At 61.8% G+C, this 21,966-nt stretch carries 20 protein-coding genes; 13 read left to right on the top strand and 7 right to left on the bottom strand.

Annotated features, from left to right (window positions below; genetic code table 11):
* Positions 1–161 precede the first annotated feature (161 nt).
* Positions 162–896 carry a MerR family transcriptional regulator gene (locus tag OJ965_RS15160; protein ID WP_009091268.1) on the bottom strand — a complete coding sequence of 245 codons (735 nt, stop codon included), beginning with the start codon at positions 894–896 and terminating at the stop codon, positions 162–164.
* Between the two features lie 149 nt (positions 897–1,045).
* On the opposite strand from OJ965_RS15160, the gene OJ965_RS15155 reads away from it, so the two are divergent.
* The 4 genes from OJ965_RS15155 (at position 1,046) to ybiB (ending at position 5,439) form a co-directional block, all read left to right on the top strand.
* Complete coding sequence (locus OJ965_RS15155) at positions 1,046–1,609, top strand: helix-turn-helix transcriptional regulator (RefSeq protein ID WP_265136781.1); 564 nt, start codon at positions 1,046–1,048, stop codon at positions 1,607–1,609.
* Positions 1,606–2,124 (top strand): GNAT family N-acetyltransferase, encoded by a 519-nt coding sequence (locus tag OJ965_RS15150; RefSeq protein ID WP_265136779.1) that lies wholly within the window; start codon positions 1,606–1,608, stop codon positions 2,122–2,124. Before OJ965_RS15155 ends, OJ965_RS15150 begins: the two co-directional genes overlap by 4 nt.
* Positions 2,125–2,275: 151 nt before the next feature.
* Positions 2,276–4,444 carry an ATP-dependent DNA helicase DinG gene (dinG, locus tag OJ965_RS15145; protein WP_265136778.1) on the top strand — a complete coding sequence of 723 codons (2,169 nt, stop codon included), beginning with the start codon at positions 2,276–2,278 and terminating at the stop codon, positions 4,442–4,444.
* A gap of 26 nt (positions 4,445–4,470) precedes the next feature.
* Positions 4,471–5,439, top strand: coding sequence for a DNA-binding protein YbiB (gene ybiB / locus OJ965_RS15140; RefSeq protein ID WP_265136776.1), 969 nt, complete (start codon positions 4,471–4,473; stop codon positions 5,437–5,439).
* 1 nt (position 5,440) lies between these two features.
* Here ybiB and OJ965_RS15135 read toward each other — a convergent pair whose 3' ends face one another.
* The 3 genes from OJ965_RS15135 to hutH (OJ965_RS15125) all read right to left on the bottom strand — a co-directional run bounded on the left by OJ965_RS15135 (position 5,441) and on the right by hutH (OJ965_RS15125) (position 10,053).
* The gene (locus tag OJ965_RS15135; protein ID WP_265136775.1) at positions 5,441–6,598 is read right to left on the bottom strand and encodes a M20 aminoacylase family protein; all 1,158 of its coding nucleotides are present in this window, start codon (positions 6,596–6,598) and stop codon (positions 5,441–5,443) included.
* 203 nt (positions 6,599–6,801) lie between these two features.
* Positions 6,802–8,487, bottom strand: a complete 1,686-nt coding sequence (hutU, locus tag OJ965_RS15130; protein WP_265136773.1) for a urocanate hydratase — start codon at positions 8,485–8,487, stop codon at positions 6,802–6,804.
* 15 nt (positions 8,488–8,502) lie between these two features.
* Positions 8,503–10,053: a histidine ammonia-lyase gene (hutH, locus tag OJ965_RS15125; RefSeq protein WP_265136771.1), complete on the bottom strand. Its 1,551-nt coding sequence runs from the start codon at positions 10,051–10,053 to the stop codon at positions 8,503–8,505.
* A 305-nt stretch (positions 10,054–10,358) separates the two neighbouring features.
* Between hutH (OJ965_RS15125) and hutC the strand changes: the two genes are divergently transcribed.
* Positions 10,359–11,114, top strand: coding sequence for a histidine utilization repressor (gene hutC, locus OJ965_RS15120; RefSeq protein WP_009091253.1), 756 nt, complete (start codon positions 10,359–10,361; stop codon positions 11,112–11,114).
* Here hutC and OJ965_RS15115 read toward each other — a convergent pair.
* Together OJ965_RS15115 and OJ965_RS15110 are read right to left on the bottom strand one after the other, a co-directional pair.
* Positions 11,098–11,640 (bottom strand): HutD/Ves family protein, encoded by a 543-nt coding sequence (locus OJ965_RS15115; protein WP_265136765.1) that lies wholly within the window; start codon positions 11,638–11,640, stop codon positions 11,098–11,100. The two genes, hutC and OJ965_RS15115, sit on opposite strands and share 17 nt — an antisense overlap.
* Positions 11,637–12,992 carry a formimidoylglutamate deiminase gene (locus tag OJ965_RS15110; RefSeq protein WP_265136763.1) on the bottom strand — a complete coding sequence of 452 codons (1,356 nt, stop codon included), beginning with the start codon at positions 12,990–12,992 and terminating at the stop codon, positions 11,637–11,639. The genes OJ965_RS15115 and OJ965_RS15110 overlap by 4 nt, the downstream gene beginning before the upstream one ends.
* Positions 12,993–13,073: 81 nt before the next feature.
* Between OJ965_RS15110 and hutI the strand changes: the two genes are divergently transcribed.
* From hutI to hutH (OJ965_RS15075), 7 genes are all read left to right on the top strand, one after another.
* A complete protein-coding gene (gene hutI, locus OJ965_RS15105; RefSeq protein WP_265136761.1) occupies positions 13,074–14,291 on the top strand; it encodes an imidazolonepropionase in 1,218 nt (405 codons plus the stop codon).
* The gene (gene hutG / locus OJ965_RS15100) at positions 14,288–15,079 is read left to right on the top strand and encodes an N-formylglutamate deformylase (RefSeq protein ID WP_265136759.1); all 792 of its coding nucleotides are present in this window, start codon (positions 14,288–14,290) and stop codon (positions 15,077–15,079) included. Before hutI ends, hutG begins: the two co-directional genes overlap by 4 nt.
* 312 nt (positions 15,080–15,391) lie before the next feature.
* Positions 15,392–16,240 (top strand): transporter substrate-binding domain-containing protein, encoded by an 849-nt coding sequence (locus OJ965_RS15095; protein WP_265136757.1) that lies wholly within the window; start codon positions 15,392–15,394, stop codon positions 16,238–16,240.
* Positions 16,241–16,252: 12 nt separating this feature from the next.
* Positions 16,253–16,972 carry an ABC transporter permease gene (locus OJ965_RS15090; RefSeq protein ID WP_046101490.1) on the top strand — a complete coding sequence of 240 codons (720 nt, stop codon included), beginning with the start codon at positions 16,253–16,255 and terminating at the stop codon, positions 16,970–16,972.
* Positions 16,973–16,980: 8 nt separating this feature from the next.
* Positions 16,981–17,712, top strand: coding sequence for an ABC transporter permease (locus OJ965_RS15085; protein ID WP_046101491.1), 732 nt, complete (start codon positions 16,981–16,983; stop codon positions 17,710–17,712).
* A 1-nt stretch (position 17,713) separates the two neighbouring features.
* Positions 17,714–18,508: an ABC transporter ATP-binding protein gene (locus OJ965_RS15080; RefSeq protein WP_009091239.1), complete on the top strand. Its 795-nt coding sequence runs from the start codon at positions 17,714–17,716 to the stop codon at positions 18,506–18,508.
* Positions 18,505–20,022, top strand: coding sequence for a histidine ammonia-lyase (gene hutH / locus OJ965_RS15075; protein WP_265136751.1), 1,518 nt, complete (start codon positions 18,505–18,507; stop codon positions 20,020–20,022). The genes OJ965_RS15080 and hutH (OJ965_RS15075) overlap by 4 nt, the downstream gene beginning before the upstream one ends.
* A gap of 5 nt (positions 20,023–20,027) precedes the next feature.
* Here the strand turns inward: hutH (OJ965_RS15075) and OJ965_RS15070 are convergent, their stop codons facing one another.
* Positions 20,028–20,660: a flavin reductase family protein gene (locus OJ965_RS15070; RefSeq protein ID WP_009091235.1), complete on the bottom strand. Its 633-nt coding sequence runs from the start codon at positions 20,658–20,660 to the stop codon at positions 20,028–20,030.
* 141 nt (positions 20,661–20,801) lie between these two features.
* Between OJ965_RS15070 and rlmF the strand changes: the two genes are divergently transcribed.
* The gene (rlmF, locus tag OJ965_RS15065) at positions 20,802–21,734 is read left to right on the top strand and encodes a 23S rRNA (adenine(1618)-N(6))-methyltransferase RlmF (protein WP_265136748.1); all 933 of its coding nucleotides are present in this window, start codon (positions 20,802–20,804) and stop codon (positions 21,732–21,734) included.
* The last annotated feature ends 232 nt before the right edge of the window (positions 21,735–21,966 follow it).

Below are 21,966 nucleotides of genomic sequence, written 5' to 3'. Positions count from 1 at the left end.
GCATCAGTCCGCTGGTGCCGCCGACGGCCATGATAAAAAAGAGCGTGGCGAAAAAGGCTTTTTTGCAGTTCATGGAGAAAACCTGAGCGTGTTAACAGTGAGGCGGGGATAATAGCGCGCGCAAGGCAGCAGGCAAAGCGCCCGGCGTGCGTTTTTTGTTATCAGGCGGGTTCGTGCAACCGCACGGAATAGCCCTGTTCCTGCCAGTGTGACAGCTGTTCCTGCTGGCGACGGGTCAGTTTTTTACCGGTAAAGACAAACATGTTCATGCCGGGAAAGAGTTCAGGACGCGGCACGTCCAGCGGTTCGGCCAGTACATCAATCCGCCAGCCGTGCTGCGACAGACGCCAGCCCTCCAGCCAGATGCGGGTGCGATCCTCGATACCCCAGCCGATGATCAGCGCATCCTTGCCCGATTTTTTGCGGCTGCCCGTCAGGCAGAACGCGACATAGTCGATCAGCAGGCCATCCAGCAGGCTGCACATCGTGCGGGCGGTGTTCTGGTCCAGACTCAGCTTCTGGCGCACCGGCATAAAAACGTGGTCGATCAGCGCATCAATCGGATGCTCGCGGCCAATCGCGGCAATTTTGTTACGAAGTTTTGCGGGTCTGACGTGGCGCAGCACGCTGATCAGCTCATCCTGCAGGGTTGTCCAGCCATCATGGGCATCCACGTCGCCCCCTTCCAGCAGTGCCTTGACTTTACCGACCGGCACGCCGCTTTCAATCCAGCGCATAATCTCTTCGATGCGCTGTACATCTTCTTCATCAAACTGACGATGCCCGCCTTCGGTGCGCTGTGGCTTCAGCAAGCCATAACGACGCTGCCAGGCGCGCAGGGTGACTGGGTTTATGCCACAGCGCTCGGCGACGTCACCGATACTGTATAAGGTCATAAATGCCTCTTTCGATTGGTCTGAGTGCGATTACCATAACGAAGCCAGTTAAGTTGTACAATACATTTCGCAATGTACAACTTGACTGATACGCCTGTTTTCAGCTATATCTCATTTCAGAGAATATTTCCCTTATATGAGAAAATACCATGCCGGAGCTGAATACGGAGCAACGACTGGCGGTAAGGCTGGCAGAATTACGCCTGCAACGCGGCTGGTCACTGGATGAACTTTCTGTCGCCACCGGCATCAGTCGCGCGTCATTATCGCGCATTGAGCGAAGCGAGACCAGCCCTACTGCCGCATTGCTTAACCGGCTGTGTGCCGCCTACGGATTAACCATGTCTCGCCTGCTGAGTGAGGTTGAGGAGTCATCGAGTCTGCTGGTGCCTTATGATCAGCAACCGGTCTGGCATGACCCGTCCAGCGGTTTTATCCGCCGCAATGTGTCACCGCCCGCACTTCATTTTAGATGCGAACTGGTAGAGGGCAAATTACGGCCTGGTGCACGCATTGAATATGATGCGCCACCCATCCAGGGACTGGAGCAACATATCCTGCTTCAGGCAGGCGGCCTGACCGTATCGGTGGCCGAACAGCAGTGGACGCTTAAGCCCGGTGACTGTTTACGTTTTCACCTCACCGGTAAATCGGCTTTCGAGGCGCATCTGATCGAAGGCGCACACTATCTGCTGGCGGTGGCAAAACCATGATCGATTATCAGAGGCTTTCACCTGAACAGGCACAACAGGAGATCGATGGGCTGACGGCAGTGCTTCAGGCCTGCGTGGCCGATGGCGCCAGTGTCGGATTCGTGGATGCCGCCGATGTGGCGGTGATGACGCGCTTCTGGCAGCAGCGGGTAACCAGTCTGACCAGCGGGGAGAGCGAACTGCTGGTGGCGCGTCAGCACAACCGGATTGTGGCGACGGTGATCCTCAGTCGCAGCGCGATGCCGAATGGCCGCCATCGGGCCGACCTCAGCAAGCTGCTGGTGCATCCGCAGGCGCGGCGTCAGGGGATTGCCCGCGAACTGATGCAGCGCGCTGAGCAGCTGGCCCGCGGGCAGGGAAAAACGCTGCTGGTGCTGGATACCCGCAGCGGTGACGTTGCCAGCGATCTCTATCGTTCGCTGGGCTGGCAGGTGGCAGGGTCGATCCCCTTTTATGCCGAGTCTACAGCGGGCGTGCTGGATGCCACTACCTATATGTATAAGGTGCTGGCGTAGCCTGCTTCAGCGCCGGACGACCCGGCGCTGAACGCCTCCACGCTATCCGCTGAAATTTCCGACGGCGCACGAAAAATTCAGCACGAAAGCTGACGCCGCCGGGATACTGTGTAAAAATACAGGCCATTTTTTCGGTGTGGTAACGCAACTCATGGCCCTGACAGCCGCAGTAAAAAGCCAGATAGCGCAGTGGTATAAAGCGCTTTCGCAGCAGGTGCCTGATTTCATTCCGCGTGCGCCGCAGCGTCAGATGATCGCCGAAGTGGCAAAATGTCTGGCTGGTGACGATGCGCGCCACCTGGCGGTGGAAGCGCCGACCGGCGTGGGCAAAACGCTCTCCTATCTTATTCCCGGCATCGCGGCCAGCCGCGCCCAGGAAAAACGGCTGGTGATCAGCACCGCCAACGTGGCGCTGCAGGATCAGATCTTCACCAAAGATCTGCCGCTGCTCAAAAAAATCATTCCCGATCTGACTTTTACTGCCGCCTTTGGACGCAGACGCTATGTCTGTCCGCGCAATCTGGCCGCGCTGGCAGCCGATGACGATCAGCAGGGCGATCTGCTGCTCTATCTGGACGACGACGCCGTCAGCAGCACCAAAGAGGAGCAGACGCAGTGTGGCCGCCTGCAGAAGTCGCTGGATCGCTATCAGTGGGATGGCCTGCGCGATCACAGCGAGGAGAACGTCAGCGACAGCCTGTGGCAGCGGCTCTCCACCGACAAGGCGAGCTGCCTGGGCGCGCACTGCCGCTGGTATCGTGAATGCCCCTTTTTTGTCGCGCGCCGTGAGATTGAGCAGGTGGATGTGGTGGTGGCGAACCATGCGCTGGTGATGGCCGCGATGGAGAATGAGTCGGTACTGCCGCCCGCTAAAAACCTGATGCTGGTGCTGGATGAGGGGCATCATCTGCCGGAAGTGGCCCGCGATGCGCTGGAGATGAGCGCCGACATCACGCCGGGCTGGAGCAGCCTGCAGCTCGATCTCTTTATCCGGCTGGTCGACGGCATCATGACCCAGATGCGGCCGAAATCGCCGCCGCCGCTGGCAAACCCGGAAAGGCTGAAAGCGCACTGCGATGAGCTGCGCGAACTGCTTATGGTGACCGCCCAGGCGCTGAATCCGCTGCTGCCGCCCCATAACCAGCCTGGCGAATATCGCTTTGTACTGGGGGCGCTGCCGCAGGAGTTACTCGACCTCTGCGCCCGGCTGTTTAAACTCAGTGACGCGCTGCGCGGGCTGAGTGAAGGCCTGATCAATGCGCTGAGCGAGCAGACGGGCAAGGTCGACGTCGTGCGGCTGCACCGTAATCTGCTGCAGCTCAATCGCCAGTTTGGCTGGTTCGAATCGATCAGCAAACTGTGGCGGCTGGCGGCAATGGAGAAAGCCTCCGGCGCGCCGGTTTCAAAATGGATCACCCGCGAGCTGCGCGAAGGGCAGGCGCACCTGCTGTTTCACTGCGCCGGTATCCGCGTCAGCGATCAGCTGGAGAAGATGCTGTGGCGCAAAATCCCGCATGTGGTGGTCACCTCCGCCACGCTGCGTTCGCTCAACAGCTTCAACCGCCTGCAGGAGATGTCGGGACTGAGCGAAAAAGCGGGCGACCGCTTTGTGGCGCTCGACTCCCCGTTCAACCACGTCGGGCAGGGCAAGCTGGTCATCCCGCAGATGCGCTATGAACCCCTGATGTCGCATGAGGCGGAGCATATCGCCGAGATGGCCGGTTTCTTCCGCCAGCAGATGAAAGAGAAAAAGCACAAAGGGGTGCTGGTGCTGTTTGCCAGCAACCGGGCGATGCAGCAGTTTGTCACCTCGCTGCCCGATCTGCGGCTGTCGATGCTGGTACAGGGCGATCAGCCGCGCAGCCGCCTGGTCGATCTGCACCGGCAGCGGGTTGCTAAAGGCGAAACCAGTATTCTGATTGGCCTGCAATCCTTCGCTGAAGGCCTGGATCTGAAAGGCGATCTGCTGAGTCAGGTGCATATTCACAAAATCGCTTTTCCCCCGGTAGACAGTCCGGTAATTTTGACCGAAGGCGAGTGGCTGAAAAGCCTGAAGCGCTATCCGTTTGAGGTGCAGAGTCTGCCCAGCGCCTCATTTACCCTGATTCAGCAGGTCGGACGCCTGATTCGCAGCCACCAATGCTATGGCGAAATCGTAATTTATGACCGCCGGCTGCTGAGTAAAGCTTACGGCAGCCGGCTGCTGGCGGCGCTGCCCGTCTTCCCGATTGAGCAGCCGGAAGCGCCCGAGCCGGAAGCGATACCGGCCGCCGTGGTGCCCAAAACCAGCGTGCGAAAACGACGTCCCACGCGGCGCTGAGCCGCGCACTTAACCGGAAGCGAGTGATGGAACTGAATAAAATTATTAAAGAGATTGGTCGCGGTAAAAATCATGCCCGCGATATCGATTTTGAGAGTGCCGTGGCGCTCTACAGCGCGATGCTGGCGGGCGAGGTGCCGGATCTGGAACTGGGCGCTATCCTGATTGCGCTGCGCATCAAAGGCGAAGGCGAAGCGGAGATGCGCGGCTTTTATCAGGCGATGCAGGCGCAGATGATGCAGCTGCGTGCGCCGGAAAACCGGCCCATGCCGATCGTGATCCCCAGCTACAACGGTGCCCGTCGTCAGGGCAACCTGACGCCTCTGCTGGCGCTGCTGCTGGTAAAATTCGGCTTTCCGGTGCTGGTGCATGGCGTCAGCGACGACGCGACGCGCATTACCAGCGAGGCGGTGTTTGCAGCGCTCGGCATCGCACCGGTTACTACAGCAGAGGCGGCGCAGGCCAGACTGGATCAGGGCGAGCTGGCTTTTATCACCATCGATCACCTCTGCCCGCCGATGGCGAAGCAGCTGTCTCTGCGCTGGCGAATGGGCGTGCGTAACAGTGCGCACACGCTGGCAAAACTGGCGACCCCGTTTGCGGAGCGGGCGGCGCTGCGTCTGTCGAGCGTCTCGCATCCGGAGTATGTGCCACGTGTGGCGAAATTCTTCAGCGACATCGATGCGCCAGCCCTGTTGCTTAATGGCACCGAAGGGGAAGTGTATGCGAATCCGCAGCGCTGCCCGGCGATCAGCATGATTCAGGGCGCGGGAGCCGAAACCGAAGTCTGGGTGGAGCGTCAGCCAGAAGTGGCCGTTGAGCTGCCGGCAGATAAAACGGCAGAGGTGACGGCGCGCTGGATTGAGGAGGTGCTGAATCAGCAGCGCCCGCTGCCCGCGTCGCTGCGGCTGCAGATCGCCTGCTGCCTGCGCGCCAGCGGTCAGTGCGATTCACTGGCGGCGGCGGAGGAGCAGATCCGCGCTGCCGGTTACTGACTCAGGATTGCGGCAGGGCCTGTTCCACCAGATCCTGCCAGAAACGGATGCCAATCGGCAGCAGCGCGTCGTTGAAATCATAGCGGGCGTTGTGCAGCGGCGCAGAGGGGGTTTCTCCATCTGCGCCCAGCCAGAAGTAAGCGCCAGGGCAGGCTTCCAGCATGCAGGCAAAATCTTCCGATGCCATCGACGGATTCACCTGCCAGTGAACCTGTTCTGCGCCCAGCGTCGCCAGCGCCACCTTGCGCACCTGCTCAGCGGGCAGCGCATGGTTAGCGGTCACCGGATAGCCCGGCAACCAGTGCACCTCACCGCTGACGCCAAACGGACGCGGCAGAGTCGCCACAAACTCATCAATCAGTCCGCGCACCTTATCGCGCACGCTGGTCTGCAGACAGCGCACCGTGCCGCGCAGCACGATCTGCTCCGGGATAACGTTAATCGCCTCGCCACCGTGGATCTGGGTCACGCTCACCACCGCCGAGGCGAGCGGTGACAGGCGACGCGACGGGATTGTCTGCAGCGCCAGAATCAGCTCGGCGGCGACCACCATCGGATCGGCTCCGCTTTCCGGCATCGCCGCGTGGCAGCTTTTGCCGTGCAGGGTGATCTCAAACGAGTCCAGCGACGCCATCATGGCACCGGGATTCACCGCCAGTGACCCCAGCGGCAGCCCCGGCCAGTTATGCATCGCGTAGATGGCATCCATCGGGAAGCGCTGGAACAGTCCCTCTTCCACCATTCTGCGTGCGCCACCGAGGTTCTCCTCGGCAGGCTGAAAGATGAAATGCACGGTGCCGCTGAACTGGCGCGTCGCGGCCAGCTGGCGGGCAGCGGCCAGCAGCGTGGCGCTGTGACCATCGTGGCCGCAGGCGTGCATCACGCCCGGTGTGACAGAGCGCCACGCCGCTTCCCCTTTCTCCGTGATCGGCAGCGCATCCATGTCCGCCCGCAGGCCAATGACCGGGCCAGGACCATTCTCCAGCGTGCCGATGACCCCGGTGCCCGCCAGGCCACGAAACACCTGCAATCCCGCCCGGGCTAACTCCTCCGCGATAAACTGGCTGGTTTGCTGTTCCTGGTAACCTAATTCGGGGTGGCGATGAAACTCACGGCGCCAGCGCAGGGCATCTTCAAGCAGGGCAGGGGAAAGGGTCATGCAGAGTCGCGCTCCATACAGAATGAGAAGATTTCACTTTAGAGGTCGTCTGGCGCGGCGTCTATCGCCGTCAGGCTTAAATCGGGCTATAGGCTAAATCAAAATGGAATAAGTAATAAGGAAGTGATGTCAGCGACCTGCTGCCGGGTGCGAAGCGTGAGGTTGAAAGCCGGGGCAGGCTGCGGCCTGCCCCGGTCAGGATGTTACTTCTGCATGGGCAGGTTCAGGTCGTGCTCTGCGGCGCACTGCTGCGCCAGCTCATACCCGGCGTCGGCATGACGCATCACTCCGGTCGCCGGATCGTTCCATAACACCCGACCCAGACGCGCATCCGCCTCTTTGCTGCCGTCACAGACAATCACCACACCCGAGTGTTGAGAGAAGCCCATGCCCACGCCGCCGCCATGATGCAGGCTGACCCAGGTCGCGCCGCCTGCGGTGTTCAGCAGCGCGTTCAGCAGCGGCCAGTCAGAGACCGCATCAGAGCCATCTTTCATCGCCTCGGTTTCGCGGTTCGGTGAGGCGACTGAGCCACAGTCGAGATGGTCGCGGCCAATCACCACCGGCGCTTTCAGCTCGCCGTTGCGCACCATTTCGTTGAATGCCAGACCGGCCAGATGCCGTTCACCCAGCCCCAGCCAGCAGATTCGGGCAGGCAGTCCCTGGAAGGCGATGCGCTCCTGCGCCATATCGAGCCAGCGATGCAGCGTTTTGTGATGCGGGAACAGCTCTTTGAGTCGGGCGTCGGTCTTATAGATATCTTCCGGGTCGCCTGACAGCGCCACCCAGCGGAAGGGGCCTTTGCCTTCACAGAACAGCGGACGGATATAGGCGGGCACAAAGCCGGGGAAATCGAAGGCGTTGCTGACACCCTCATCCAGCGCCACCTGGCGGATATTGTTGCCGTAATCCACGGTCGGAATGCCCATATGACAGAAGTCGAGCATCGCCTGGACGTGGACCGCCATTGAGGCGCGCGCCGCTTTCTCTACCGCTTTCGGCTGGGAAACACGCTCCTGCTCCCAGCGCGCCAGATCCCAGCCAATCGGCAGATAGCCATTGATCGGGTCGTGCGCCGAGGTCTGATCGGTCACGATATCCGGCTTCGGCCCGCCCGCCCTGGCGCGTTTTACCAGCTCCGGCAGAATCTCAGCGGCATTGCCCAGCAGACCGACAGAAATCGCTTTTTTTACGGCGGTGGCGTCGCTGATCAACGCCAGCGCCTCATCCAGGGTGGTGGCTTTGTAGTCGACGTAGCGGGTGCGCAGGCGGAAATCGATGCGCGACTCCTGGCACTCAATCGCCAGCACACAGGCACCGGCCAGCACACCGGCCAGCGGCTGCGCGCCGCCCATGCCGCCCAGCCCGGCGGTGAGGATCCAGCGTCCGCTCAGGTCGTTGTTGTAGTGCTGACGTCCCGCCTCGACAAAGGTTTCGTAAGTGCCCTGCACGATGCCCTGCGCACCGATATAGATCCAGGAGCCTGCCGTCATCTGGCCGTACATCATCAGGCCCGCTTTATCCAGCTCATGGAAGTGATCCCAGTTTGCCCAGTGCGGCACCAGGTTGGAGTTCGCCAGCAGCACGCGCGGCGCGTCGGCGTGGGTGCGGAAGACACCGACCGGCTTGCCGCTCTGGATCAGCAGGGTCTCGTCCGGCTGCAGAAGCTGCAGGGAACGCAGGATCTGCTCGAAACACGCCCAGTTGCGTGCCGCCTTTCCGATGCCGCCGTAAACCACCAGATCCTCCGGCCGCTCGGCCACATCGGGGTCGAGGTTGTTCTGGATCATGCGGTAAGCCGCTTCAATCAGCCAGTTGGCGCAGTGCAGCGTGGTGCCGTGTGGCGCACGAATCTCACGTGCCACAGCCTGAGAAAGAGTTTCGCTCATTACAGATTCCTTAATTCAAGAAGTGGAGCGCATGCTCGGCAGCAGCGCGGTCAATGCCTGAGGCCAGTCAGCGCGACTTGCCCACTGACGCATGGCGTCGATATCGGGTGCCAGCAGGCGATCTTCCTCCAGGAAGGCCACCTGCTGACGGATCTCATCTAACGCCTGCTCAATCAGCGCAGAACTTTTCAGTGGCCGGTTAAACTCAATACCCTGCGCGGCAGCCATCGCCTCGATGCCCACCACGGCGGCGCTGTTAAAGCACATGCTGCCGAGACGACGCGCAGCGTAGGTCGCCATGGAGACGTGATCTTCCTGGTTTGCAGAGGTGGGGAGGCTGTCGACGCTGCCCGGATGGGCCAGCGACTTGTTCTCCGAGGCCAGCGCAGCGGCGGTGACCTGGGCGATCATAAAGCCGGAGTTCACGCCGCCGTCACGCACCAGGAAGGGCGGCAGACCGGATAAGCCGCTGTCCAGCAGCAGCGCCAGCCGCCGTTCAGAGATGGCGCCCACTTCGGCAATCGCCAGCGCCAGGATGTCAGCGGCAAAGGCCACCGGCTCGGCATGGAAGTTGCCGCCGGAGATCACCTCACCGCTGTCGCTGAACACCAGCGGATTGTCCGAGGCGGCGTTCGCTTCGATTTCCAGAATCCGCGCCGCGTGGCGGATATTGTCCAGGCAGGCACCCATCACCTGCGGCACGCAGCGGATGGAGTAGGGGTCCTGCACGCGGCCACAGTGGGTGTGGGACTGCAAAATTTCACTCCCTTCGATCAGGCTGCTGACGGCGGCCGCGACCGCAATCTGGCCCTGCTGGCCACGCGCCTGATGAATACGGGCGTCGAACGGTTTCAGGGAGCCCTTAATCGCCTCCAGCGACAGCGCACCGGCCATCAGACCGGCGGCAAACAGATTCTCCCCTTCAAACAGGCCGCGCAGCGCCAGCGCGGTCGAAACCTGGGTGCCGTTGAGCAGCGCCAGCCCCTCTTTCGGCCCGAGCACAAAGGGCGACAGGCCCACGCCTGCCAGTCCCTCTGTTGCCGGGATCAGCGCGCCATTGACCCGCACCTGGCCTTCGCCCAGCAGCATCAGCGACATGTGCGCCAGCGGCGCGAGATCGCCAGAGGCCCCGACCGATCCTTTTTCCGGAATGCAGGGCATCACACCGGCATTGAACAGCGCCAGCAGCGCCTCCACCAGTTCGATCCGCACGCCGGAGTGGCCGCGGGCCAGGCTGACGATTTTAGTGGCGACCACCAGACGGGTGACATTGTCGGGCAGCAGATCCCCCAGCCCGACGCTGTGAGACAGCACCAGGTTGCGTTGCAGATCGGCCAGACGGCTGGCCGGAATTTGCGTCTGCGCCAGCTTGCCAAAGCCGGTGTTAATGCCATACACCACGTTGCCGGAGGCGACGATCGCCTCCACGGTCTGCTGCGCCGTTGCAATCGCCTGACGCGCGCTGTCATCGAGGCTCAGCGTCACGTGACCCTGATAGATGGCGCGTAAGGTGGCGAGGTCTACCTCGCCTGGCACCAGGCGCAATGCCTGAGACGAACCTGACATAGTCTACTCCTGTCTATACAAGTGTGCTGGCACGGCTGAGCGGTTTTTCCTGCCCTGAACCAGCGGGATAATGCGAGTGAAACATAAGTGTCTATTCTTGTCTATACAAGTAGCAAGGGGCGTGCCAGGCCGATCACAAAAATGGAATGCCTGCCTGCTGCGGGTGGGTGAGGAAATGAAGGCGGAGGCTGCACCATCAGGAGGCGGGCGCTGCACCAGCGGGGCACAGCGCGCCGGACTGGATGTATATACATTCACGCGGTGAGACAGTAAACTGAAGGCACTATCAGGAAAAGGAACAGCAAATGGTCGAGCATACGGCACTGGCACAACTGGCGGCGGCGATGAGCGATGAGCCCGCCCCGATCTATCAGCGGGTGAAGCAGGCGATCATCAGTCAGATCCGCGAAGGAATGTGGAAAGCGAATCAGCGTGTGCCGTCAGAAAGTGAACTGGTTAATGAGCTGGGCGTCAGCCGCATGACCATCAACCGGGCGCTGCGTGAACTGACCAGCGAAGGCTTTCTGGTCCGGATGCAGGGCGTCGGCACCTTTGTGGCCGAGATGAAAGGCTACACCGCCATGCTGGAGGTGCATAACATCGCCGACGAGATCGCCCAGCGCGGTCATCAGCACAGCTGTAAAATTCTCGCCATCGGCCAGAACAAAGCCGATCCCGAACAGGCGGCGGTGCTGGGACTGACCACCGGGCAGACGCTCTATCATTCGCTGATTGTGCACTACGAAAACGATCTGCCGGTACAGCTGGAGGACAGGCTGGTCAATCCGCTGGTCGCCCCCGATTATCTGGCGCAGGATTATCAGCAGATGACCCCGTATACCTATCTGATGCGGGTCGCGCCGCTGACGGCGGGCGAGCACATTGTCGAGGCGGTGCTGCCCGATGTGCGTCAGCGCAAACATCTGTCGCTGGATGAGCACGAACCCTGCCTGCTGATCCGCCGTCAGACCTGGAGCGACAACAAAATCGTGACCTACGCGCGGCTGCTCTATCCCGGCTCACGTTACAAACTGCTGGGCCGCTTCAGGGGACACGGCTAAGCCGGGTAAACAGCAGCCGGGCGTCCCGGCTGTCGGGCATGAAACTGCACGCCTCATCGACCCACCATGCGCCCTGTCGGGCGGTCAGCTGTTTCCCGTCATCGCTCCGCCACGCGCCTGCCAGCACCCAGGCAACCCCGTGCAGGCTGCTGACGGGGGCGGTAACCACCTCAACCGTGGCCTGCCACTGCCCCCGCCGCGTCATAATGTTAAAGTCTTCACTGATGCTGCCCCCTAGCTGCGCGGTCAGGGCCAGTTCGCCGGCAAATGACCAGGGCTGCTGCGGCATTAACCGATGCGCTGCGCCCGGCGCGGTAAGCAGGACCGGGTCGCCGTGCAGCAGGGTGATGATCCGATCGATGCCCGGAAAGGCTGAGAAGGGGCCATCCTGCGCCAGGGTGGCAATGCTGGCGCGCCAGCCAAAGGATTCCGCACCGGGCGGAAAGCTGACAATTTCGCGGGTTTCGCCTCCGCCATTACGCCAGCGGCTGACCGCCAGGTCAGCGTAAGAGAAGCGGGCGATCATTGCAGTGCCGCCATGGCCTGACGGAAGCGTCTGGCACACGCCGCCTGATGGGGATGCTCGCCATCGACGATCACCGCCTTACCCGCCACGTAGACATCCCGAATCTGATCGCGCTGACCGGCAAACAGCCAGCGGTTCAGCAGCGCCTGAGATTCCACGCTGCCGAGCCACGCCTCATCACGCAGCACCAGCCAGTCGGCGCGCTGCCCCACCGCCAGCGTTCCCTGCTGAATGCCGCACGCCTGCGCACCGCCCGCCGCCGCCTGCTGCCACAGCAGATCGCCGACCGACGGCTGGCCGGGCAGAGTAATGCGGTTGCGGCGCTGATCGCGCAGTCGCTGCGCATACTCCAGCCAGCGCAGCTCTTCCTGGGCGCTGAGCGAGACATGGCTGTCGGAGCCGATGCCCCAGCGTCCCCCCTGCGCAATATACTCCACCGCCGGAAAAATGCCGTCACCGAGATTCGCTTCGGTGGTGGGGCAGAGACCGGCCACCGCACCGCTGCGGGCGAGGCGCGCCAGCTCGCTCTCATCCAGATGGGTGGCATGGATCAGACACCAGCGTGCATCCACGGCAAAACGATTCAGCAGCCAGCTCACCGGGCGTTCGCCGCTCCACGCCAGCGAGTCATTCACCTCTTTCTGCTGCTCCGCCACATGGATATGCACCGGCAGCGTCGGATCGCTCTCCGCCAGCACCGTCTCCATCTGACTTTCACTGACGGCCCGCAGCGAATGAAAACAGAGGCCGCGGTTCAGCAGGGGCCGCTGCTGCTGCCACGCATCCAGTCGCGTCTGCTGTTGCAGATAACGATCGGTCTGCTGAATAAAGCGTTTCTGCCCGGCAGCCGGAGGCTGGCTGCCAAAGCCGCTGTAGCTGTAGAGCACCGGCAGCAGCGTCTGGCCGATACCGGCCAGTTCGGCGGCGTCGATTAGCTGCTGCAGCATGGCGTCATCCGCATAGGGCGCGCCGCTGGGATCGTGATGCAGATAGTGAAACTCCGCGACCTGGGTGTAACCCCCTTTCAGCATCTCAATGTAGAGCAGGGCGGCGATGTCGCCCGCCTGCTGCGGCGTCAGGCGCTGCACCATGCGGTACATCCGGTCACGCCACGTCCAGAAGCTGTCCTGCGGATCGCCCGCCACTTCCGCCAGACCGGCCATGGCGCGCTGAAAGGCGTGCGAGTGCAGATTAGCGATCGCCGGGATCACCTCGCCGTTGAGCAGCACCGCCTGATCGGCGTGGCTCTCCGGGGTAAGAGCGTCGATAAAACCGGCCTGATTGACCGTGATACGTACCTGCTGCTGCCAGCCCTCCGACAGCAGTGCGCGCGGGGCAAAAAAAGTCGCCATGGTTGATCCTCGTCGGATGTAGTTGTATATACATATACATACTTTAAGAGACAGTGTAAACGGTGGAGGCACGAGGCAGCGATGGCGGAAGAGATGCAGGTAGAGACGGTCTGGAGCGGGGCGGATCTGGTCACCATGCGGGACGGAAAGTACCACCTGATACCTGAGGGGGCGATGGCGGTGCGGGCGGGTAAGCTGGTGTGGGTCGGCCCGGCGGCTGAGATGCCCGCCTTCGTCGCCGCGCGGCATCATCATCTGCCGGGCGGTATCGTGACGCCGGGACTGGTGGACTGCCATACCCATCTGGTGTTTGGCGGTGACCGCAGTCAGGAATTTGAACAGCGCCTGAATGGCGTCAGCTATGCCGACATTGCCGCACAGGGCGGCGGCATCCTCTCGACGGTACGGGCGACCCGCGCCGCCACGGAGGAGGCGCTGGTGGCGTCGGCGCGCTGGCGGCTCGACCGCCTGCTGGCAGAGGGGGTCACCACGGTGGAAATCAAGTCCGGCTACGGGCTGGATGAGGAGAGCGAACTGCGGATGCTGCGCGCGATTCGCCAGCTGGGGCAGAGCGTGGCCGCCGATGTCCGTGCCACCTGCCTGGCCGCCCACGCCTTTCCGCCGGAGTTTAAGCATGACCCGGAGGGGTGGGTCGAACTCATCTGTGAACGGTTGTTGCCGCAGGTGCAGGCGCTGGGACTGGCGGATGCGGTAGACGCCTTCTGTGAACATCTTGCCTTTTCACCGCAGCAGGTCGCGCGGGTGTTTGATCGGGCGGTGGCGCTGGGTCTGCCGGTGAAGCTGCACGCGGAGCAGCTTTCGTCGCTGGGGGGAGCGGCCCTGGCGGCCCGTTACGGTGCCCTTTCTGCCGACCACCTTGAATACGCCACCGAGGAGGATGCGAAAGCGATGGCGGCACACGGCACCGTGGCGGTGCTGCTGCCGGGCGCTTTCTATCTGCTGCGGGAAACCCGGCGTCCCCCGGTGGATCTCTTCCGGCAGTACGGGGTGCCGATGGCGCTGGCCAGCGATGCCAATCCCGGCACCTCACCGGCACTGTCGCTGCGTCTGATGCTCAACATGGGCTGCACCCTGTTCGGCATGACCCCGGAAGAGGCGCTGGCGGGCGTGACCCTGTGGGGCGCAAAAGCGCTGGGGCTGGCTGACAGCCACGGCTCGCTGGAGGCGGGAAAAGTGGCGAACTTTGTTCACTGGCCGCTGGCCCGTCCGGCGGAACTGGTTTACTGGCTGGGCGGTGAGCTGCCCTGTACCGTTATCTATCGTGGAGAACCCCAATGAATCCCTTCATATTTACCCGGGGCAGCCTGCCGCTGCTGGTCAGTATTCCCCATGCCGGCACCGAACTGACGCCCGAGGTGGACGCCGGACTGAGCGACGCCGCGCGCGGTTTACCGGACACAGACTGGCACATCCCGCTGCTCTATGATTTCGTGCGCGACCTCGGAGCCAGTGTGTTAATCGGACGTTACTCGCGGTTCGTGGTCGATCTGAATCGCCCGCCCGATAATCAGCCACTCTACACCACCGCCACCACCGGTCTGTTCCCGGAAACCCTGTTCGACGGCACCCCGACTTTCCTGCCAGGCAAAACGCCCGATGCGGCTCAGCGTCAGGGCTACATCGACCAGATCTGGCAGCCTTACCACCAGCAGATCCAGCAGGAGCTGGCGCGGCTTAAAGCAGAGCACGGCTATGCACTGCTGTTTGATGCACACTCCATCGCCAGTGAAATCCCCCGCCTGTTTGAAGGCCGCCTGCCCGATATCAACCTTGGCACCAATGACGGTGCCAGCTGCAGCCCGGCGATGAGCGCGGCGCTGGAGGCAGTCTGCGCCGCGCAGCACGACTACAGCTGGGTGTTCAACGGACGTTTTAAAGGCGGTTACATTACCCGCGCCTATGGTCAGCCGCAGCAGCAGACTCAGGCCGTCCAGCTGGAGCTGGCGCAGCTGAACTACATGGATGAAACCCCGCCTTACGCCTGGCAGCAGGCGCGCGCCGCGCAGTTGCAAAAAACGCTGAAAGCACTGATCCACGCCATGCTGGCGGAGGGCAAGCCCCGATAATCCCACCACGGCGATGCGCCACCCCGGTGCATCGCCGCGCTGAACCGGTGCAGGCGGGTGCAGGCCGCCTGACTGCACGGCGCTCCCGGCCGCCTTTTTCCCTTTTGCAGAGCTGGCATAACCTTTGCTTGGTTGTATGTACAAGTACAGCAGCGCATCTATCACATCATAAATTCTGTCTGGCTCACAAAACAGTAAAGCCGGGAATGAACTGCGCCGCGTTAGCTTGTATATACATGACATATCATCCTGTGAAATTTATGTTAAATCTCGTCAGGGCGATCACCAGGCCGCTACTTTCAGGAGAACCGTATGACGCACCCACTGACTCTTCGTCGTTTATGTCTCACGACCCTGGTTTCCTCTCTGCTGCTCTGTGGCGTCAGCGCCCAGGCGAAAGAGTGGAAGTCGATCACCATTGCCACCGAAGGCAGTTATGAACCCTGGAACCTGACGCTGCCAGGCGGCAAGCTCGGCGGCTTTGAACCGGAACTGATGGCGAATCTCTGCCAGCGTATGGCGATTCAGTGCAGGCTGGTGGTGCAGAACTGGGATGGCATGATCGCCGGGCTTAATGCCGGAAAATATGACGTGATCATGGATGCGATTGTGATTACCCCGGAACGAAAGAAAGTGGTCAGCTTCACCCTGCCTTACGCCTCGACGCCTGCCACCTTCATCACCCTGAAAGGGAGCCTGCTGCCCGCTGACAGCCAGATTATCAAGCTGACCGATGACGCAAAAACCGTGGAGCCGGCCATTGCAGGTCTGAAAGCGGCGCTGAAGGGCAAAACGATCGGTATCGCCTCCGGCACGGTTTACACCCCTTTTATCGACAAATATTTCAAAGAGGTGGCGGATGTCCGTGAATACACCAGCTCGGCCGACGCCATCCTCGACCTGCAGACGGGGCGGATTGATGCGGTGTTTGACGACGTGACCTTCGCGCAGTCGATGCTGGCGCGGCCCGAGAACCGCAATCTCAGCTTCAGCGGCCCGCAGCTGGGCGGCCCGATCTGGGGTGAGGGAGAGGCGCTGGGCGTGCGCATGGCGGATAACGATCTGAAAGCCCGGCTGGATGAGGCGATCAAAGCCGCACTGGCCGATGGCACAGTGAAAAAGCTGAGCGAGAAGTGGTTCAAAACGGATGTCACACCCTGAGTGAGGTAACTGATGATAAGCCTGCTGAGTTTTGGCCCGGACGGCTGGGGACGGCTGATTCTGAGTGCCGCGCTGACCACGCTGCTGCTGTCGTTTGCCGCGCTGGTGGTGGGGGCGGTGGTCGGATCGGGCGTTGCCGCCGCGAAGTTATCTCCCCACCGGCCGGTTCGCTGGCTGGGGGAGGGATACTCGGTGATCTTTCGCGGCATTCCTGAGCTGCTGGTGATCTACCTGTTCTACTTCGGGGGATCGGGGCTGATCACGCAGATCGGCCAGCTGTTTGGTGCCGACGGATTTATCGAAGCGCCGCCGTTTCTGATCGGGGCGCTGGCCATCGGGCTTATCTCCGGCTCTTATCAGGCGGAAGTCTATCGCGCCGCACGGCTGGCGCTGGCGAAAGGGGAGATCGAAGCGGCGGTCGCGATTGGCATGCCCCGCTGGCGCATCCGGCAACGCATCCTGCTGCCGCAGGTGGCGCGCTATGCGCTGCCGGGTTTATCAAACGTCTGGCAGATGAGCCTGAAAGATTCGGCGCTGGTGTCGGTCACCGGCATCGTCGAGCTGATGCGGGCGAGCCAGATTGCCGCTGGTTCGACCCGTGACTACTTCGCCTTTTATCTGGTGGGCGGAGGCTGCTATCTGCTGCTGACGCTGCTGTCCAACCGTGCCTTCCTGCGCGCTGAATCCCGTCTGGGGCGCGCCTGGCAAAGCCGCACCGCTGCACAGCATTAGGGGGATTGATGATCGATTTTGCGTTTCTCACAGACACCTTCCTGAAACTCAGCGCCGCGCTGCCGGTGACGCTCGGTCTGTTTATCAGCGCCTTTCTGTGCGGTGGCGTGCTGGCGACAGGGATTCTGGCGCTGCGCATGAGCCGCTGGCGGCTGCTCAGCGGCTTTGCCCGCGGCTACATTCTGGTGTTTCGCGGTTCGCCGCTGATGATCCAGCTGTTTCTGATCTACTACGGTCTGGGGCAGTTTGGCGTGATCCGCCACAGCCTCCTCTGGCCATTTCTGCGTGAGCCGTTCACCTGTGCGGTGCTCGCGCTCTCGCTCTGCACCGCCGCCTACACCGCAGAGATCCTGCGCGGGGCGTTGCTGGCGGTGCCGCCAGGCCAGGTCGAGGCGGGGCTGGCGTGTGGGATGTCACGCGGGCTGCTGCTGCGGCGCATTATCGCGCCGGTCATGCTGCGTTACGCGCTGCCTGCCTACTCTACCGAAGCGATTCTGCTGGTGAAATCGACCGCGCTCGCCAGTCTGGTGACGGTGTGGGATGTCACCGGGGTGGCGCAGCAGATCATCCAGCGCACCTACCGCACCATGGAGGTCTTTCTCTGTGCGGCGGCGATCTACCTGATCCTTAATTTCATCATTGTGCAACTCTATGCCCTGCTGGAGCGGCGTCTGACGCCGGTGCACAAACCGGAAAAAAAGCCGTTACCGTCCGCTAAGCCGATCCCCGGAGGAGAGTAATATGTCTGATTTGTCACCCGTCACGCTGTCGGCCAGCGATATCCACAAATCTTTTGGTGCCATGGAGGTGCTGAAAGGCATCTCACTGCAGGCGCACAAAGGTGATGTCATCTCGATTCTCGGTGCCAGCGGCTCGGGCAAAAGTACGCTGCTGCGCTGCATTAATCTGCTGGAGACGCCCGATTCAGGCGTGGTCAGCGTCGGTGGTGAGACCATTGAGATGAAGCGCCATGCCCGCGGGCATCAGCTGGCCGCTAATCCGCGCCAGATTGAACGGCTGCGATCCCGGCTTGGCATGGTGTTCCAGAGTTTTAACCTCTGGTCACATCTGACAGTGCTGCAGAATGTAATTGAAGGGCCGCACTATGTACTGAAGCGCGACAAAAAAGCCTGCATCGCCCAGGCGGAACAGCTGCTGGATCGGGTCGGCTTACTGAACCGCAAAGATTTCTATCCCGCTCAGCTTTCCGGCGGTCAGCAGCAGCGCGTGGCGATTGCCCGCGCGCTGGCGATGGACCCGGAGGTGATGCTGTTTGACGAGCCGACCTCAGCACTCGACCCCGAACTGGTCGGTGAGGTGCTGAAGGTGATGCGCAGCCTGGCGGAGGAGGGGCGCACCATGCTGGTGGTGACGCATGAGATGGGCTTTGCCCGCCACGTCTCTAACCGGGTGGTATTTATGCATCAGGGCACGATTGATTGTCAGGGCACGCCAGAAGCGATGTTTGGCGACGGCGGCTCGGCGCGCTTCAGGCAGTTCATCTCCCGTCATCATCAGGTGGAGCCGGTGTTATGAGCAGCACGCTGAATCCTCCCCAGGTGTGGGGCGATGTCCCGCTGACCTGGCCGTCGCTGGTGCAGGTCGCCCGGCACGATGCCCCTCTGACCCTCAGCGACAGTGCCTGGCAGCGGATTGCGCAGAGCCGCGAGATCGTCGGCACCATCGTGGCGACGGGGCAGGTGGCTTATGGCATCAATACCGGGCTGGGTGCGCTGTGCAACATCACCCTCTCTGAGGATGAACTGAGCCAGCTGTCGCGTAATACCCTGCTGAGCCACGCCTGTGGTGTCGGCCCGAAACTGGCCAGAGCCGAGGTGCGCGCCATCCTGTGTGCGGCGATCGCCAACTACAGCCACGGTAAATCAGGCGTCTCGGTAGCGCTGGTGCAGCAGCTGCTGGCGCTGCTCAACCGGGGGATTACCCCGCAGGTGCCGTCACAGGGGTCGGTCGGTTATCTGACCCACATGGCGCATATCGGGCTGACGCTGATCGGCATCGGTGAGGTGGAGTGGCAGGGCAGCGTCGTCCCGGCAGAGCAGGCGCTGGCGGAGGCAGGGCTGACGCCCTACCGGCCTCGTGCGAAAGAGGGGCTGAGTCTGGTAAACGGCACGCCGTGCATGACCGGCTTAGCCTGCCTGGCGCTGGATGATGCGGCGCGTCTGCTGGACTGGGCGGATGTCACGGGCGCGATGAGCTTTGAAGCGCTGCGTGGCCAGCTGGTGGCGTTTGATCCTGAGGTGCTGGCGCTGAAAGCCAGTCCGGGGATTCAGCGCAGCGGCGAACGTCTGCGCCAGTTGTTAAGTGACAGCCCGCTGCTGAAAGCGAGCGTCGGTATCCGGACACAGGATGCGCTGAGCCTGCGATCGATGCCGCAGGTTCACGGTGCCTGCCGCGACCAGTTTACCCATGCGGTCCGTCAGGTGGAGACCGAACTCAACGCCTCTACCGACAATCCGCTGATTCTGGGCACCCCCGACGCCTGGCGCGTCGTGTCGCAGTCGAACCCGCACGGCGAGTCGGTGGCGATGGCCTGCGACCTGCTGGCGATTGCGCTGGCGGAGCTGGGCAGCATCGCAGAGCGACGGCTTGATCGGCTGGTGAATCCGCTGGTGAGCGGTCTGCCTCCGTTTCTGGTGGCCGAGCCGGGCGTCAACTCCGGCATGATGATTGCGCAATATGTGGCGGCGTCGCTCTGCGCGGAGAACCGCCAGCTCGCTCAGCCGGCGGTGCTCGACAACTTTGTCACGTCGGGATTACAGGAAGATCATCTGAGCCTCGGCACCGGTGCGGCACTGAAGCTGCTGAAGCTGGTCAGCAATGTCGGACACATCCTCGCGATTGAGTATCTGCTGGCGGCGCAGGCGCTGGAGTTTCACGGTGAATCACAGCTGGCGGCAGGAACGCGGCGTGCCTGGCAGCAGTTACGGCAGGTGGTAGCGTGCTGGCAGCAGGATCGCTGGCTGGCGCCTGATATCGCCCGCGCGGCAGAACAGATCAGAGCGCACCGGTGCGATGCGCTTGAGGGATAGGCGGGTTATGACCGGCGGGCGTCCGGACGGACCAGGTCGAAGCGCTGGGCTTCACTGATGCCGTAATAGGCGCTGGGTCCCCCGGCGCGCAGAATCGGCTCCGCTTTGGCCGTCTGATAAATGCCCTCTTCCAGCAGTGTTTCACTGATGTGGATCGCCACCGCTTCACCCATGACCAGCCAGCTGTCAAGCGGGTTGCCGTCGGCATCCTGCAGCTGTATCAGCTGTGTTAAGCGACACTCAAAGTTGACCGGGCTCTCCGCCACCAGACTGGCGCTGACCTGGGAACCGGCCTGCGGCGTTAAACCGGCGAAGGTGAACTCATCCTGATCGGCAGGCAGCGACGCTGAGCTTTCATTCATCGCTTCCGCCAGCGGGCGGGTCGCTAGGTTCCAGACAAACTCTCTGGTCTCAGCAATATTGCGGACGCTGTCTTTCCAGCCGCTGCTGGCGAAACCGATAATCGGCGGATGATAGCTGAAGCAGTTAAAGAAGCTGTAGGGTGCCAGATTGCGCTGGCCGCTGGCGCTGACTGAGCTAATCCAGCCGATCGGGCGCGGGCCGATAATGGCATTCAGCGGATCGTGCGGCAGACCGTGACCGGCACGGGGTTGATAAGAATAGCGTTTCTGGCTCATAACCTCTCCAACGGGGAATAATGATTAATCTTAGCGCGACAGCATGGCCTGTCGAATCGGAAAGCGGTAAGCGGATGGTGCGGGTTTATTTTCACTCGCCTACAGCGTATTGTACGCGCGCCTGAATAACTGAGAGAACGTATGAAAAAGTCAGCCAGCACCTCGCCTTTCCACGCCCGCAATCGCCATCAGGGCGAGTACGATTTTGCCGCGTTAACCGCCGCGCATCCGCCGCTGGCGGCCAAAGTCCGGCCCAACGGGTATGGCTTGCAGTCGGTGGATTTTGCGGACCCCGAGGCGGTGATGCTGCTGAATCAGGCGCTGATCAAACTGTTTTATGATATCGACTGGCAACTGGCCCCCGGCTCACTCTGTCCGCCGGTGCCGGGACGAGCCGACTATCTGCACTATCTTGCAGATTTGCTGGCGCTGGATAACAACGGCGTAATCCCCGCCGCTGACGTCCTGGATGTGGGCTGCGGCGCAAACTGTATCTATCCCCTGATTGGCGCGGCGGAATATGGCTGGCGCTTTACCGGCACCGAAATCAACGAGGTTGCACTCAAAGCGGCCAACCGCATCCTGGCCGCGAATCCGCGCCTGACGCGCCAGATCCGTCTGCGTCGTCAGAAAAACAGCGACGCGGTGCTGGCGGGCGTGATCAGCAAAAACGAATTTTTCAGTGCTGTCATGTGCAACCCGCCTTTCCACGCCTCGGCGGAGGAGGCCGCGGCGGGGTCGCAACGTAAATCGCGCAATCTCGGACTCGATAAAGCGGCGCCGCTCAACTTTGGCGGTCAGCATAATGAGCTGTGGTATCCCGGCGGTGAAAAAGCCTTTATCGGCAGGATGATCGCCGAGAGCGTGGCCTTCGGTCGTCAGATCGGCTGGTTTACCTCACTGGTATCGCGCAAAGAGAATCTGCCCGCGCTGCAAAAACAGCTGCAGGCGCTCGACGTGGCTGAGGTGCGGGTGGTCAACATGGCGCAGGGTCAGAAGCAGAGCCGCTTCCTGGCGTGGAGTTTTATGCCTGCTGCCCAGCGCAGCAAACTGCTGAGTCGCCTGGGGAACTGAGGCATCTCATTACGCAGGTAGCAGGAGTCTATCTGCTGAGAAAAAGGACGTACTGCGATGCGGCCGTTTCAGACTGCTGACAAACCCAATCGGGGTTGCTCTTGCAGCAACACATTAGCTAATAGCGCAGGGAACCCGGGCAGAGGAGGAAAGCGTCCCGCGCCATGGACGGCGCGGGCCGAGCGACCAGGGATGGTTTAAGCGACTTTCCGATCTGCCCATGTTCCCTTCG

Origin of the sequence: Pantoea anthophila (assembly GCF_026104315.1) — a bacterium.
Taxonomy (GTDB): domain Bacteria; phylum Pseudomonadota; class Gammaproteobacteria; order Enterobacterales; family Enterobacteriaceae; genus Pantoea; species Pantoea anthophila.
The sequence above is the reverse complement of the archived record's forward strand: the minus strand, read 5'-3'. Positions and strand labels throughout refer to the sequence as shown.

What these genes read in the sequence shown, in the direction of transcription:
- OJ965_RS15160 (WP_009091268.1), bottom strand. Translation starts at nt 896, where the DNA reads ATGACCTTATACAGTATCGGTGACGTCGCCGAGCGCTGTGGCATAAAC.
- OJ965_RS15155 (WP_265136781.1), top strand. Translation starts at nt 1,046, where the DNA reads ATGCCGGAGCTGAATACGGAGCAACGACTGGCGGTAAGGCTGGCAGAA.
- OJ965_RS15150 (WP_265136779.1), top strand. Translation starts at nt 1,606, where the DNA reads ATGATCGATTATCAGAGGCTTTCACCTGAACAGGCACAACAGGAGATC.
- dinG (WP_265136778.1), top strand. Translation starts at nt 2,276, where the DNA reads ATGGCCCTGACAGCCGCAGTAAAAAGCCAGATAGCGCAGTGGTATAAA.
- ybiB (WP_265136776.1), top strand. Translation starts at nt 4,471, where the DNA reads ATGGAACTGAATAAAATTATTAAAGAGATTGGTCGCGGTAAAAATCAT.
- OJ965_RS15135 (WP_265136775.1), bottom strand. Translation starts at nt 6,598, where the DNA reads ATGACCCTTTCCCCTGCCCTGCTTGAAGATGCCCTGCGCTGGCGCCGT.
- hutU (WP_265136773.1), bottom strand. Translation starts at nt 8,487, where the DNA reads ATGAGCGAAACTCTTTCTCAGGCTGTGGCACGTGAGATTCGTGCGCCA.
- hutH (WP_265136771.1), bottom strand. Translation starts at nt 10,053, where the DNA reads ATGTCAGGTTCGTCTCAGGCATTGCGCCTGGTGCCAGGCGAGGTAGAC.
- hutC (WP_009091253.1), top strand. Translation starts at nt 10,359, where the DNA reads ATGGTCGAGCATACGGCACTGGCACAACTGGCGGCGGCGATGAGCGAT.
- OJ965_RS15115 (WP_265136765.1), bottom strand. Translation starts at nt 11,640, where the DNA reads ATGATCGCCCGCTTCTCTTACGCTGACCTGGCGGTCAGCCGCTGGCGT.
- OJ965_RS15110 (WP_265136763.1), bottom strand. Translation starts at nt 12,992, where the DNA reads ATGGCGACTTTTTTTGCCCCGCGCGCACTGCTGTCGGAGGGCTGGCAG.
- hutI (WP_265136761.1), top strand. Translation starts at nt 13,074, where the DNA reads ATGGCGGAAGAGATGCAGGTAGAGACGGTCTGGAGCGGGGCGGATCTG.
- hutG (WP_265136759.1), top strand. Translation starts at nt 14,288, where the DNA reads ATGAATCCCTTCATATTTACCCGGGGCAGCCTGCCGCTGCTGGTCAGT.
- OJ965_RS15095 (WP_265136757.1), top strand. Translation starts at nt 15,392, where the DNA reads ATGACGCACCCACTGACTCTTCGTCGTTTATGTCTCACGACCCTGGTT.
- OJ965_RS15090 (WP_046101490.1), top strand. Translation starts at nt 16,253, where the DNA reads ATGATAAGCCTGCTGAGTTTTGGCCCGGACGGCTGGGGACGGCTGATT.
- OJ965_RS15085 (WP_046101491.1), top strand. Translation starts at nt 16,981, where the DNA reads ATGATCGATTTTGCGTTTCTCACAGACACCTTCCTGAAACTCAGCGCC.
- OJ965_RS15080 (WP_009091239.1), top strand. Translation starts at nt 17,714, where the DNA reads ATGTCTGATTTGTCACCCGTCACGCTGTCGGCCAGCGATATCCACAAA.
- hutH (WP_265136751.1), top strand. Translation starts at nt 18,505, where the DNA reads ATGAGCAGCACGCTGAATCCTCCCCAGGTGTGGGGCGATGTCCCGCTG.
- OJ965_RS15070 (WP_009091235.1), bottom strand. Translation starts at nt 20,660, where the DNA reads ATGAGCCAGAAACGCTATTCTTATCAACCCCGTGCCGGTCACGGTCTG.
- rlmF (WP_265136748.1), top strand. Translation starts at nt 20,802, where the DNA reads ATGAAAAAGTCAGCCAGCACCTCGCCTTTCCACGCCCGCAATCGCCAT.